The organism is Rhodococcus sp. IEGM 27, from assembly GCF_033142305.1.
Taxonomy (GTDB): Bacteria; Actinomycetota; Actinomycetes; order Mycobacteriales; family Mycobacteriaceae; genus Rhodococcus_F; species Rhodococcus_F oxybenzonivorans.
Window position 1 is genome coordinate 97,122 of sequence record NZ_JAWLSG010000010.1, and the last position, 13,640, is coordinate 110,761.

Consider the following 13,640-nt stretch of genomic DNA (forward strand, 5'->3'; position numbering starts at 1 on the left):
CTGGGCGTCGGCCCGCACCGCACAGTAGGCTGACCACGTGTTCGGCAACATTGGTTGGGGCGAGTTCATGGTCCTCCTCGTCGCAGCTCTGGTCATTCTGGGACCCGAGCGGCTTCCGGGAGCGGTCAGTTGGGTCACGCGATCCTTGCGGCAGGTCCGCGAGTACGCGAGCGGCGCCAGCCAGCAACTGAAGGATGAACTCGGACCGGAGTTCGATGATCTCCGCAAGCCGCTGGCCGACCTCAATCAGCTGCGCGGTATGACCCCCCGCGCCGTGATCACCAAACACCTGCTCGACGGCGACGATTCGATTCTCACCGGCAATTTCGACAAGCCGAATGCGGTGTCGTTCGACAAGTCGGGAACGAAGGCGGTCAGCGCCGATCCGTCGACGCCCACCCCGCCGCAGAACAAGCCGCTCGCGGCGGGCGAACGTCCCCCCATCGACACCGACGCAACCTAGGCCCTCCGGGCTCGTGCGCCTTTCTGGTCAGAAAGGCGCACGAGCGCGAAGCCTCAGAGGTGGCGGGTGGTGTCGATCCCCAGCGACATTCCCGCGAGCCCCCGCTTGCGCACCGCCAGCTTGTCGGCAACCTCGCGGAGGGCGATTGCCGCCGGCGAATCGGGATGACCGAGCACGATGGGCACGCCGCCGTCGCCGCCCTCACGCACCGCCTGCTCGAGGGGGATTTGCCCCAGCAACGGAACCGAGGCGCCCACGGCCCTCGTCAGCCGGTCTGCAACGGCCTGACCGCCACCCGAACCGAATACGTCCATCCGGGTGCCGTCGGGCAAGTCCATCCACGACATGTTCTCCACCACACCGACGATGCGCTGACGGGTCTGCAAGGCGATCGCCCCCGCCCGCTCGGCCACCTCGGCAGCCGCCTGTTGCGGTGTCGTGACCACGAGGATCTCTGCCCCCGGAATGAGCTGGGCCACGGAAATGGCGACGTCACCGGTCCCGGGCGGAAGGTCGAGGAGCAGGACGTCGAGGTCGCCCCAGAAGACGTCGGCGAGGAACTGCTGCAGCGCGCGGTGCAGCATCGGGCCACGCCACACCACCGGAGTGTTGCCCTGAGTGAACTGGGCGATCGAGATCATCTTCACGTCGTGTGCGACGGGCGGCATGATCATGCGCTCGACCTGGGTGGGCTTGGCGTCGGTGCCGAGCATGCGGGGAACGGAGTGACCGTAGATATCGGCGTCGAGGACACCGACGGACAGACCTCGCGCGGCCAGCGACGCGGCCAGGTTGACGGTCACACTCGATTTGCCGACGCCACCCTTGCCGGAGGCGACCGCATACACGCGGGTGAGTGAACCCGGCTGTGCGAAGGGAATGACCGGCTCGGCAGAGTCGCCGCGCAACGACTTACGCAGTTCGGTGCGCTGCTCGTCGCTCATCACGTCGAGTTCGACGCGGATCGCGCCCACACCCGGCACATCGGCCACGGCCTTGGTGACGCGGTCGCTGATCTCGGTCCGCATCGGGCAGCCGGCGGTGGTGAGGTAGATGGCGATGTCGACGCTGTCGTCGTCGGCGATGTCGACGCTCTTGACCATCCCGAGTTCGGTGATCGGTTTCCGGATCTCGGGATCTTGGACGCGCGCCAAGGCGCTACGAACAGCGGACTCGCTCAGGACTGACATAACTCAATGGTAGGGATGTGTCCTCAGTGGATGCGCGGCAGGTCGGACGCAGCCGGGACGATACCGCTGGCGTAGCCCGCGGACCAGGCCAAGACATTGGCGACGTAGGCGGCCGAGTTGTTGTAACGGTGGACCGCCTTGGCCGCCTGGATCGGGTCGCGGACATCCAAACCGCCGTCACACAGATACTTTCCGGTGGTGAGCGCGGAGTCGAAGAGGTTCTGCGGATCGGCGGCGCCGTCTCCGTTGCCGTCGCCTGCGTAGCGGTTCCACGTCTCCGGAAGGAACTGCGTGGGCCCGACCGCGCGGTCGTAGTTGCTGTCGCCGTCCAGCCGTCCACCGTCGGTGTCGCGAATCACGGCATTGCCGGCGAGGTGACCGTCGAGGACCGGGCCGAGAACGGCGTCGAGCATGTTGCCCTTGTCGTCGGCCTTGCCGTCGTAGGCGTGAGTCGACTCCACGCGGCCGATGCCGGCGATGAGCGTCCAGTACATGCCGCACCCGGGCTGCTCGACAGCGAGAATGCGCTCGGCGTTCTGGTAGGCCGACACGTTGATGGCAGGTATGCCGAGGGCGCCCTGGGCGATGCTGGCCGGAAGCGGCGGCGTGGCCTGAACGGGGGCCAAGGCGGGTGCGGGGGCCTGCTCGACTGCGGGCGCGGCCTCCACGGCGGCGGTGTCGGCGACAGGGGTGACGGCCTCGGCGTTCGGTGCTGCGGTCGCTTCCTGGGCAACGTCCGCGACGTCCGCGGCGGCTTCCGAGCTGAAGAACGGGACCTTGGGGGTGGCGCCGGCCGTGTTGGCTGCGGTGACCAGACCGATAGGAATCAGTCCGGTGAGCGCGATGACCGAATTGCGGCGGATATGGGAATCCGTCTTCTTGTTGTGCCGACCCACTCGATTGCCTCCTGCGACCCCGTTCGGGATGTGCCTGTGAACTGGACGGCACGAGGCTACCCGATTCGAGACATTTCCGTTACGCAACCGTGATCAATACGGGTGAGACGCGCGGGTTCGTTACCTGAAGGACCCGTTCAGAAAGGGTAACGAACACGGAAAGGTCACGCCCGCATGCGGCTCAGCGCGGAAGGCAGCGCGCCGCGGCGCCAGAACCCGGAAGGCATACGAAAACGCCGCCGCCGCCCGGCTTCGGCCGGGCGACGACGGCGATCGAGGAAACTTCTAGCGAACTCCCACGGCCGGGGCGATTGCCGGCGGGGGAGCGGCCGGTTCCGCAGGCGCCGGCGCGGGTGCCGGAGCGGCCGGGTCGGCAGGTGGGCAGAAGAACACACACGGGAGTGCGGGTAGCGCAGGCAAGCCGGGGATCAGCGGTGCAGGCGGCGGAGTGGTCGGGGTCGGCGTCGCGTCGGGCGGGAGCTCCGGTGGAGCCGCGAGCTCACGGGCGAGGTCGGATCCGTTCGCTGCAGCGTCGGTGAGGCCACCGGGCGGCGGAGTGCTCGAGTCGGACAGCTGACTCGGGGTGGGCGTGCCGCCGTTCCGGTAGGCGTTCGACCACGTAATGACGTTGGCGGCGTAGGTTCCCGAATTGTTGTAGCGAAGAACCGCGCGGGTCTCCTGGAGGGGATCACGGAGGTCGAGTCCGCCCGAGCAGAGGTACCGGGCGGCGGCCAGGGTTGCGTCGAATACGTTGTTGGGATCTGCAGCGCCGTCCGCGTTGCCGTCCGACGCATATTTCGCCCACGTGGACGGAATGAACTGCATCGGCCCCACCGCCCGATCGTGTCCGGCGTCGCCGTCGGTGGCGCCGCGGTCGGTATCGCGGATCACCTCGTTGCCGGCCAGCCGGCCGTCCAGAACGGGGCCCAGGATCGGGGTGACCGTGGTGCCGGACGAGTCTGTCCGGCCTCCACCGGCATGCCCCGATTCGATGCGCCCGATACCCGCCAGCAAATGCCAGGGCACCCCGCACTTGGGTGCCTCCGCCATCAACGTGAGTTCCGCCGAGCGGTAGGCGTTGAGCACGATTTCCGGGATGCCGAGCGAACTGAGAATCACCGGTGCGGCGATCAACCCTGTTCCGGTGGGAGACGCGGGCGATGTGGGATTTATCACCGCGGGCGGGGGAGGCGGAGGCGCCGCGCGCTGCGACCTCGCGACCCGCGGCGCAGGCGCCACGAAGCCTGCGGGCGGTAGGTAGGCGTCCTGCGGTTCACTCACCGGAGACAGGCGCGTGGCCGACGCCAGCGCGGCCGTCTCGACCGCCGGGTTCTGACGGGTGTCGACGGCCGAGACAGGGCCGGAACTACCCGTCGAGGATCCGAGCGTTGCGGCGGCGCCCACCGTCAGGGCAGCAACCGTCACCAGTCCACGTATCCGCACTCCACCACCCCCTGCGGTGCTCTTGCTTGTCGCACACCGCGTACATCTGAGAAGTTGTGATCGACGTTACATATTCGTGACTGCGTGTGCCGAGGAATGCGCGAATGACCGGCGATCATTTACGTCGGGGCCGGGCCTCTTCCTCGTCGCCGAGCAGGGTCTTGATCTCCTCGAGTTCACGGCGGAGGTAGTCACGGGTGGCAACCTCGCCGATCGCGATGCGCAGGGCGGCGAGTTCGCGCGCCAGGAACTCGGTATCCGCCTTGGTCTGTTCCGCCCGCGACCGGTCCTCCTCGAGCGAGACGCGGTCCCGATTCTCCTGTCGGTTCTGGGCCAGCAGGATCAGCGGGGCCGCATAGGCGGCCTGGGTGGAGAACGCGAGGTTGAGGAGGATGAAGGGGTACGGATCCCACTTCAGCTCGACGGCGAAGATGTTGAGGACGATCCAGATGATCACGACCACGGTCTGGATTACCAGATACCGGCCGGTCCCTAGGAAACGAGCGAAGTTCTCACTTGCACGGCCGACGGCTTCCACGTCGTAGGTGAAGCGGAAGCGCCGGGCGCCGCGAGGGGTGTCGAGCCTTTGCCGATCCGACAGTCCACGGGCCGACACGCTGGGGACCTTCTCGCTCATCCGTCGATCTCCTCTTCACGCCAGTCCTCCGGAAGGAGATGGTCCAGGACGTCGTCGACGGTGACCGCGCCGATCAGGTGATTCTCGTCGTCCACCACGGGACCGCACACGAGGTTGTAGCTGGCAAAGTACCGCGTGACGGCAGCCAGGGAGTCGTCGGCCGCGAGACGTGGGAGACCGGTGTCGAGCAGACCACCCACGAGGCTTGCGGGTGGTTCCCGCAGCAGCTTCTGCAGGTGTACGCATCCCAGATAGCGGCCGGTCGGCGTGGCTGTCGGGGGCCTGACGACGAAGATCATGCTCGCGAGCGCCGGCGTCACATCCTCGTTGCGCGCGCGGGCCAATGCCTCCGCCACCGTTGTGGACGCCGTCAGCACCACCGGTTCGGGAGTCATCAGACCGCCGGCCGTGTCCGGCGAGTGCTCGAGCAGCCTTCGGACCGGTTCCGAGTCCTGCGGGTCCATCAGTTGAAGCAGTGATTCTGCTTCCGTCTCGGGCAGCTCGCCGAGAAGGTCGGCGGCGTCGTCCGGATCCATGGCCTCGAGGATGTCGGCGGCCCGCTCCACCTCGAGGTGCATCAGAAGGTCGGTCTGATCATCGGACGGCAACTCCTGCACGACGTCGGCCAGGCGCTCGTCGTCGAGAGCGAGTGCGAGCTCGTGCCGACGTTTGTCCGGGAGCTCACGCATGGCGTTGGCCACGTCGGCGGGACGCATGCCCTCGTATTGCATCAGGAGTGCCGACACCCCCTGGCCCGGCATCGACAGATCGGAATGCGTCAGCCCCTGCACGTGCTGCCACTCGACGATGTGAATGGCGGTACGCCGGCCGAGGCGGCCGCGATGGCCGCGCACCGCGACCTTCGACACCACCCAGTCACGACTACGAGTCAGTTCGATGCCGAGATCGACCACCACCGTGTCGACTCCGTGCAGTTCCTCGAGTTCCGGGTCGTCCACCCGCACGCGAGAATCGAGAACCTGCGCGAGCGCGAGAACCTCGCCCGGACGCTGCGTGAACCGGCGCAGACTGACGTTCCCCGTGGTCAGTGTCACCGAACCCGGCTCGATCGCCGTGACCCGCAGCATGGGCACGAAGATGCGCTTGCGCGTGAACAATTCGATGACCAGCCCCAGCACCCGCGGTTGCTGGCGCCCGATGCGAACGGTGATGACCACGTCCCGCACCCGGCCGATCGACTCACCGTCGGGCCCGAGTACCACCAGGCCGGCCAGCCTGGCTGCAAAAACCTTGTTCGCAGCTGCCATGATTGCCAGGCTAGATCCTCGGATGGGGATCCAGGGAATCGAACACCTGCGGAAAGTGGAGGATCGTCCGTCATGAGTTCCGTCTTCAGGCCACGCCGATCGGTTCTGGCTGTTCCGGGCAGCAGTCGCAAGATGATCGACAAGGCCAAGGGGCTTCCCGCGGACGAGGTGTTCCTCGACCTCGAGGACGCCGTGGCGCCGTTGGCGAAGCAGGAAGCCCGCGTCACCGTCGCGGACGCCCTTGCCGAGGACGGGTGGGGAGATCAGATCAAGGTCGTGCGGGTCAACGACTGGACCACCGAGTGGACACATGGCGACGTCGCCGAGGTCGTCGGGCGTGCGGGCGCGCACCTCGATGCCATTCTGCTGCCGAAAGTGCCCGACGCCAGCCACGTTCAGGCCCTCGACCTACTGCTGACCCAGATCGAGAAGGCCAACGGGTTGGAGGTCGGGCGGATCGGGATCGAACCGCAGATCGAGAACGCCATCGGACTCACCAACATCAACGCCATCGCAACGGCCAGTCCCCGGGTGCAGACGCTGGTGTTCGGGCCGGCGGATTTCATGGCGAGTATCAACATGCGCACGCTGGTGGTCGGGGAACAGCCGGACGGCTACGACCGCGGTGACGCCTACCATCACATACTGATGACGATCCTCATGGCCGCACGGGCACACGGCATCCAGGCCATCGACGGGCCGTATCTTCAGATCCGCGACGTGGAGGCGTTCCGGCGTTCTGCCCAGCGCACTGCAGCTCTGGGTTTCGACGGGAAATGGGTGCTGCATCCCACGCAGATCGATGCGGCCAACGAAGTGTTCAGCCCCCGACAGAGCGATTTCGACCGCGCCGAACTGATCCTCGACGCCTACGAGTTCCACACGTCGGCGGCCGGCGGAGGACGTGGCGCAGTGATGCTCGGTGACGAGATGATCGACGAGGCCAGTCGGAAGATGGCCCTCGTGATCTCGGCCAAGGGCCGGGCCGCGGGAATGACGCGGACCTCCGAGTTCACGCCGCCCGACGAGGGTTAGCGTAAACAGGCAGAATGGTTCTCACAGGATCGATCCTGAGAGAACTACACGAGGAGACCAGCTGACGATGACGAATCCACTCGGACAGTCCAACGGGGCGCGGCGAGGGGCTCTGCCGGAACCTCCCACGGGCTGGCCCATCGGTTCGTACCCGACGTACGCGGAGGCGCAGCGTGCCGTCGACTACCTGTCGGATCAGGAGTTCTCGGTCGAGGACGTCACCATCGTCGGAGTGAACCTCATGCAGGTCGAGCGAGTACTCGGCCGGTTGACGTGGGCCAAAGTCATTGGCGGCGGCATCGTTTCAGGTGCCTGGCTCGGTGTCTTCTTCGGCCTTCTGCTGGGTATCGTCACGGGTGGATTCCTCGCACCGCTCGTGGTGGGCATCGTCGGCGGCATCATCTTCGGGCTGATCTCCACCACCATCCCGTATGCGGCCACTCGCGGTACCCGTGACTTCGCGTCCACCATGCAATTGGTCGCCGGGCGATACGACGTGCTGTGTGAGCCGAAGACCGCGGAGGCGGCGCGCGACATGCTGGCCAAGCTGGCGCTCTGAACCGGGACGTGGGCGGGCTCGTATTACGGATTGCGCGCTTTTCGTCCCGTTCGCGGTGATTTCCGCCAGTTTCAGGTCGATCTCGGATAGGTTTACGGCGCAATGCGAGGGGTCTTCCCCTCGGTGAAACCGTGACCTGGCGGACTGCACGATCCGGCAGGAACCACTGTGCGGGCCTGCGTGCCAGCCGTACCGCGACTGGGTTCGTGAGGACCGCTCGAGGAGGCGGCTGTGCGGCGTACATCGACAGAATCCGGTCGTCCGGGCAGGCCCGGACTCGCAGTCAGATGGGGTCTCATCGGCGCGGCCACGGTCCTGACGGTTCCGCTGCTGGCGGCGTGCGGTGCACCGGACAACGGCACCGTGCTCAGCTTCTACACGGCGGCCGACGGTGCTGAACAGTATGCCGAGGCCGCGGCCAACTGCACGGCCGCGGCCGGTGGCCGATACACGATCGAGCAACGCACCCTTCCGAAGGGGGCAGACGATCAGCGACTGCAGTTGGCCCGGCGCCTCACCGGAAACGACACCTCGCTCGACATCATGACGCTCGACGTCGTGTGGACGGCCGAGTTCGCCGAGGCGGGGTGGGCATTGCCGTTGCCCGACGATGTGGCGGCCGAGGTCACCGAGGGCACGCTCGAAGGCCCCCTCGAGTCGGCCCGGTGGCAGGATCAGCTGTACGCCGCGCCGCTGAACACCAACACGCAGTTGCTCTGGTACCGCAAGGACCTCATGCCTGGTGGGCAACCGCCGCAGACGTGGGATCAGATGATCGATATCTCCGAGAGGCTGGCGAGCGAGGGCCGGCCCAGCTGGATCGGGGTGCAGGGTAAGCAGTACGAGGGTTTGATGGTGTGGTTCAACACCCTGTTGGCCAGCGCGGGCGGTTCCGTCGTCGGCGAGGACGGAACCACCGTGACCGTCGCGGACGGTGACGGTGCGCTGAAAGCCCTCGAGGTGATGAAGCGAGTAGCCACCGCACAGGGCGCCGACCCGTCCATTTCACAGGGCGACGAGGCGTCGTCCCGTCTCGGCATGGAAAGCGGACGCGCGGCCTTCGAGGTCAACTGGCCTTTCGTGCTTCCCGGCATGATCGAGAACGCGGAGAAGGGTGACCTGCCGTTCGTCGACGACAAGGGCAACACCACCTCCGTCGATACCGGCAACACGGTGCTCACGGTCGACGGGCAGCAGAACTTCCTCGCCGCTCCGTACCCCGCGGTGATTCCCGGCCGGCCGGCCGAGGTCACGATCGGTGGATTCAACATCGCGGTCGCGAAGACCAGCCGGCACCCCGACCTCGCGTTCGAAGCGGTGTCCTGCCTGCGTAACGAGGAGAACCAGCGCAACAACGCCGTCAACGGTGGTGTGCCGCCCACGTTGGCGAGGCTGTACGACGATCCGGCGTTCCAGGAGGCGTATCCCGCCTGGCAGCAGGTGCGTGACGGCCTCGATACGGCGGCGGTGCGTCCGGTCTCGCCCGCCTACCAGAGCATCTCGACCCTGATCACCGCCACGTTGAACCCGGTCGGTGACATCGATCCGCCGCGTACCGTCGACGAACTCGCCGAGCAGGTGCGTAAGGCGGTCAACTCGGAAGGACTGATTCCGTGACGACCGAAGCCGTGCCGGTGGACCGGACCGACGAGCCGGCAGCGCCGACGAAGAGACAGGTGTCCGAGGGGAAGAAGGCCGAGCGCCGGCTGGGACTGTGGCTGGTGGCACCGGCTGCGATTCTCATGATTGCCGTGACGGCCTATCCGGTGGTCTACGCGGTGTGGTTGAGCCTGCAGCGCTACGACCTCCGGTTCCCCGACGACCGCAAGTTCGTCGGCCTCGCCAATTACGTGTCGGTGTTGTCGGACGGGTACTGGTGGCAGGCGTTCGTGGTCACGGTGGGCATCACTGCCGTGTCGGTGGTGATCGAATTCGTGCTGGGTCTGATCCTCGCCCTGGTCATGCACCGCACGATCGTGGGCAAGGGGCTCGTGCGGACCGTGGTGCTCATTCCCTACGGCATCGTCACCGTGGCCGCCGCCTACAGCTGGTACTACGCGTGGACGCCGGGAACCGGGTACCTCGCGAATCTGCTACCCGACGGCAGTGCTCCCCTCACGCAGCAGATTCCGTCGCTCGCGATCATCGTCCTCGCCGAGGTCTGGAAGACCACGCCGTTCATGGCCCTGCTGCTGCTGGCCGGTCTCGCTCTGGTACCCGACGATCTGCTCAAGGCGGCACAGGTCGACGGCGCCGGGGCCTGGACCCGGCTGGTGCGCATCATTCTCCCGCTCATGAAACCGGCCATCCTGGTGGCGTTGTTGTTCCGCACCCTCGACGCGTTCCGGATCTTCGACAATATCTACGTGCTCACGAAGGGCGCCAACGACACCGGCTCCCTGTCGATCCTCGGCTACGACAACCTGTTCAAGGCCTTCAATCTCGGAATCGGTTCGGCCATCAGCGTTCTCATCTTTCTCTGCGTGGCCGTCCTCGCATTCGTCTTCATCAAGCTCTTCGGTGCCTCGGCTCCCGGGTCCGACACGGAAGGAAAGCGATAACCATGGTCGAAACAAGGCAGCGCAGGCTGAGCTGGTCGGCGGTCAACTTGCTGGTCCTGCTGTATGCGCTCGTTCCTGTGCTCTGGATAGCCAGCTTGTCGTTCAAGCCCGCGGGCACCATCAAGGACGGCAAGCTCATCCCGGAGAAGTGGACGCTCGACAACTACCGCGGAATCTTCTCGACCGACGCGTTCACCAGCGCGCTGATCAATTCCATCGGTATCGGGCTGATCGCCACGGTGATCGCGGTGGTGATCGGGACGATGGCTGCCTACGCGATTGCCCGCCTCGACTTTCCGGGCAAGAAGCTCCTGGTGGGGGTGGCGCTGTTGATCGCGATGTTCCCGCAGATCTCCCTCGTGAGCCCGCTGTTCGACATCGAGCGCCGACTCGGATTGTTCGACACCTGGGCCGGCTTGATCCTGCCGTACATCACGTTCGCGCTTCCCTTGGCGATCTACACGTTGTCGGCCTTCTTCAAGGAGATCCCCTGGGAGCTGGAGAAAGCGGCCAAGATGGACGGCGCCACACCGGCGCAGGCGTTCCGGAAAGTGGTCGCACCGCTTGCGGCGCCCGGTATCGTCACCGCGGCAATCCTCGTGTTCATCTTCTGCTGGAACGACCTGTTGTTCGCGATTTCGCTGACCTCCACGGAGCGCTCGATCACCGCACCGGCGGCGATCGCCAACTTCACCGGCGCTTCGCAGTTCGAAGAGCCGACGGGGTCGATCGCCGCCGCTGCGATGGTGATCACCATTCCGATCATCGTCTTCGTGCTCTTCTTCCAACGACGCATCGTGGCCGGTCTGACGTCCGGCGCAGTGAAGGGATAAACCTGTGGCCGAGATTGTGCTGGACAAGGTAACCAAGCTCTACCCGGACGGTGCGCGGGCGGTGAGCGATGTCGACATTACGATCGCTGACGGCGAATTCATCATTCTGGTCGGCCCGTCGGGTTGCGGTAAATCGACGACTCTCAACATGATCGCGGGCCTCGAGGACATTTCGTCCGGTGAGCTGCGCATCGCCGGCGAGAGGGTGAACGAGAAGGCGCCGAAGGACCGGGACATCGCCATGGTGTTCCAGTCGTACGCGTTGTATCCGCACATGACGGTGCGCCAGAACATTGCGTTCCCGTTGACGCTGGCGAAGATGTCGAAGTCGGAGATCGCGGCCAAGGTGGACGATGCCGCGAAGATCCTCGATCTCACCCAGCACCTCGACCGCAAGCCGTCCAATCTGTCGGGCGGACAGCGACAGCGGGTCGCGATGGGGCGGGCAATCGTCCGCAGTCCCAAGGCGTTTTTGATGGACGAGCCGCTGTCCAACCTCGACGCCAAGCTTCGTGTGCAGATGCGCACCGAGATTTCCCGTCTCCAGCAACGTCTGGGAACGACCACGGTATATGTGACCCACGATCAGACCGAGGCGATGACTCTCGGCGACCGGGTGGTGGTGCTGCGCGGGGGACTCGTCCAGCAGATCGGGGCACCGCAGGAGTTGTACGACCATCCCAACAATCTGTTCGTTGCCGGGTTCATCGGATCGCCGTCGATGAACTTCTTCCCCGGACAGCTGACAGCGGAAGGGATTTCGACTCCCCTCGGGAACTTCGTGCTGCCTCCGCGCTCGCGTGAGAAGGTCACCTCCTCCGGGGCGTCGAAGGACGTCGTGGTCGGTATCCGCCCGGAGCACTTCGAGGACGCCGGGTTGATCGACGCGGATCAAAAAGCCGCTGGTGCCACGTTCACCGCTCAGGTCGAGGTGCTCGAGTCGATGGGCTCGGACAAGTATGTCTACTTCTCCGCCGAAGGACCACAGGTGAGTTCGCGGGAACTCGAGGAGCTCGCTGCCGATTCGGGCACCGAGGTCGCGGGCGGGGGACATCTGGTGGCCCGGTTGTCGACCGAGTCGTCTGCGGCGCAGGGCAGCCCGGTGGAGTTGTGGTTCGACCCCGCGAAAGTTGCGGTGTTCGATCAGGATTCCGGGGCCAATATCACTCGCTGACCGAGGGGACAAGGAGTCACGATGTCCTCTGCCGTTCGCCGGGGCCGGTGTTCGCGCCACCGAGGCCGCCCACCGTGCCCCATTCGGCGGCGAGCGCGGTGGCATGGATCTCGTCCTCTTCCGCGTCGGAGGGTATGCGGATCACGCGGGTGATACCGAAGAAGGGCAGCAGCCCGGCGAGAGCGGCGGCAACGGCGCCGGTGACGAACGCGATGAGGTAGGCGGATTCGGCCGGGAGGTCGGTGCCGGAGAGAGTGATTTCGGCCAGCAGGGTCGCGATGAGGGCGCTGGCGAACGAGCTGCCCACCGACCGCGCGATCGAGTTGATGCTGTTGGCCACGCCGGTCTCGTCCTGCCGGACCTCGGCGACCAACAACGAGGGCAGCGCCGCGTAGGCAAGGCTGATGTAGGTGTTGATCAGCAGGATGGCGGTGATCACCTGCCAGGTGTGGTCGTGGGCGACGATGAACAGGATGAAGCCTGCGACGCCGACGACGCTGGCGCCGATGAGCACGACACGCGCGCCGACGTGGCGGATCATCGTGCCACTGAGGATCGAGGCGAGGACTCCGCTGACCGCGCCGGGTAACAGGTACACGGTGCTGGCCTCGAGCACGGTGGCGCCGAAGCCGTACCCGGCGACCGAACGAGACGTCTGCACGAAGTACGAACTGCCCAGGAACATCACGAACATCGACATTCCCACCACGAGGGCGGACAGGTGTGTGACGAGGACCGGCGGATCGGTGAGCAACCGGGGTGCCACCAGCGGATGGTCGATTCTGCGCTCGTACAGGAACCACCCGGTCAGGACGAGCAGTCCGGCAGCACCGCTGATGATGGTGGCGGGCGAACCCCATCCCCAGGTGCTTCCCTCGGACAGCGGGAGCAGGACGAGGACGAGCCCGGCGGCGAGACCCACTGCACCGACCCAGTCCATGGATCCCGATCCCGTCCGCGCGCGCCGGGGAATCGCGAACCACGCCAGGACGAGACCCGCGAGCGTGATCGCAGAGGAGAGCCAGAAGATCCGGTGGAAGTCGGCGCCGTCGGCGACCAGCACCCCGGTCAGGACGATCCCGAAACATCCGCCGAAACCCAGAGTTCCCGAGAGAATGCCCATCGCCCCGGTCAGCTTCTCGGGGGGCAGCTCGTCGCGCAGGACTGCAATTCCGATGGGGAAGAGTGCGAACGAGACGCCTTGCAGCACTCGGGCAACGATGAGCACACCGATCGACGTGGCGACCGCGCCGAGCAACGAGCCCAGAAGCACGACCAAGAGCACACCGAGCAGCACCGGGCGTGTGCCGCGAAGATCGGCGAGCCGGCCGAGTAGGGGCGTCGCAGTGGCTGCTGCGAGCAGGTTGGCGGTGAGGAGCCACCCGACGGCGGTGGGCCCGACCTCGAGTTGGGTACCGATCGTGCCGACGATCGGTACCACCAAGGTCTGGAGAACCGCCAGAATCATGACGATGAAGCACATGACCGGCAGCAGCATCCTCGGCGTGGGTCCGGGTTCTGCGCTCATGTGGTCCTCCGTGCGTCGTCCTGTCGACAGTGACAGGTAAACACGGTACTGGG

13 protein-coding genes are annotated in these 13,640 nt (G+C 66.0%); 7 read left to right on the top strand and 6 right to left on the bottom strand.

Annotated features, from left to right (window positions below):
• Positions 1-37: 37 nt before the first annotated feature.
• On the top strand, positions 38-463 hold the full coding sequence (gene tatB / locus R4P95_RS27230) for a Sec-independent protein translocase protein TatB (RefSeq protein WP_213577057.1): 426 nt from the start codon (positions 38-40) through the stop codon (positions 461-463).
• Positions 464-516: 53 nt separating this feature from the next.
• Here tatB and R4P95_RS27235 read toward each other — a convergent pair whose 3' ends face one another.
• From R4P95_RS27235 to R4P95_RS27255, 5 genes are all read right to left on the bottom strand, one after another.
• A complete protein-coding gene (locus R4P95_RS27235; protein ID WP_208961115.1) occupies positions 517-1,653 on the bottom strand; it encodes an Mrp/NBP35 family ATP-binding protein in 1,137 nt (378 codons plus the stop codon).
• Positions 1,654-1,676: 23 nt separating this feature from the next.
• Positions 1,677-2,549 (bottom strand): lytic murein transglycosylase, encoded by an 873-nt coding sequence (locus R4P95_RS27240; protein ID WP_213577058.1) that lies wholly within the window; start codon positions 2,547-2,549, stop codon positions 1,677-1,679.
• Positions 2,550-2,834: 285 nt separating this feature from the next.
• Positions 2,835-3,992 (bottom strand): lytic transglycosylase domain-containing protein, encoded by a 1,158-nt coding sequence (locus tag R4P95_RS27245; RefSeq protein WP_317747016.1) that lies wholly within the window; start codon positions 3,990-3,992, stop codon positions 2,835-2,837.
• Between the two features lie 115 nt (positions 3,993-4,107).
• Positions 4,108-4,629: a DUF1003 domain-containing protein gene (locus tag R4P95_RS27250; protein WP_109331843.1), complete on the bottom strand. Its 522-nt coding sequence runs from the start codon at positions 4,627-4,629 to the stop codon at positions 4,108-4,110.
• Positions 4,626-5,897: a magnesium transporter MgtE N-terminal domain-containing protein gene (locus tag R4P95_RS27255; RefSeq protein WP_213577060.1), complete on the bottom strand. Its 1,272-nt coding sequence runs from the start codon at positions 5,895-5,897 to the stop codon at positions 4,626-4,628. Before R4P95_RS27255 ends, R4P95_RS27250 begins: the two co-directional genes overlap by 4 nt.
• A gap of 72 nt (positions 5,898-5,969) precedes the next feature.
• Between R4P95_RS27255 and R4P95_RS27260 the strand changes: the two genes are divergently transcribed.
• The 6 genes from R4P95_RS27260 (at position 5,970) to R4P95_RS27285 (ending at position 12,059) form a co-directional block, all read left to right on the top strand.
• Positions 5,970-6,932: a CoA ester lyase gene (locus tag R4P95_RS27260; protein WP_317747014.1), complete on the top strand. Its 963-nt coding sequence runs from the start codon at positions 5,970-5,972 to the stop codon at positions 6,930-6,932.
• 67 nt (positions 6,933-6,999) lie between these two features.
• Positions 7,000-7,491, top strand: coding sequence for a general stress protein (locus R4P95_RS27265; RefSeq protein ID WP_109331840.1), 492 nt, complete (start codon positions 7,000-7,002; stop codon positions 7,489-7,491).
• 297 nt (positions 7,492-7,788) lie between these two features.
• Entirely contained in the window at positions 7,789-9,108 is a 1,320-nt protein-coding gene (locus R4P95_RS27270; protein WP_213577809.1) for an ABC transporter substrate-binding protein, read from the top strand.
• Entirely contained in the window at positions 9,105-10,052 is a 948-nt protein-coding gene (locus R4P95_RS27275) for a carbohydrate ABC transporter permease (protein WP_109331838.1), read from the top strand. The genes R4P95_RS27270 and R4P95_RS27275 overlap by 4 nt, the downstream gene beginning before the upstream one ends.
• 2 nt (positions 10,053-10,054) lie before the next feature.
• Complete coding sequence (locus R4P95_RS27280; RefSeq protein WP_159925433.1) at positions 10,055-10,885, top strand: carbohydrate ABC transporter permease; 831 nt, start codon at positions 10,055-10,057, stop codon at positions 10,883-10,885.
• A 4-nt stretch (positions 10,886-10,889) separates the two neighbouring features.
• Positions 10,890-12,059, top strand: a complete 1,170-nt coding sequence (locus R4P95_RS27285; protein WP_213577062.1) for an ABC transporter ATP-binding protein — start codon at positions 10,890-10,892, stop codon at positions 12,057-12,059.
• Between the two features lie 16 nt (positions 12,060-12,075).
• Here R4P95_RS27285 and R4P95_RS27290 read toward each other — a convergent pair whose 3' ends face one another.
• Positions 12,076-13,587, bottom strand: a complete 1,512-nt coding sequence (locus R4P95_RS27290) for an MFS transporter (RefSeq protein WP_249354500.1) — start codon at positions 13,585-13,587, stop codon at positions 12,076-12,078.
• Between the last annotated feature and the right edge of the window lie 53 nt (positions 13,588-13,640).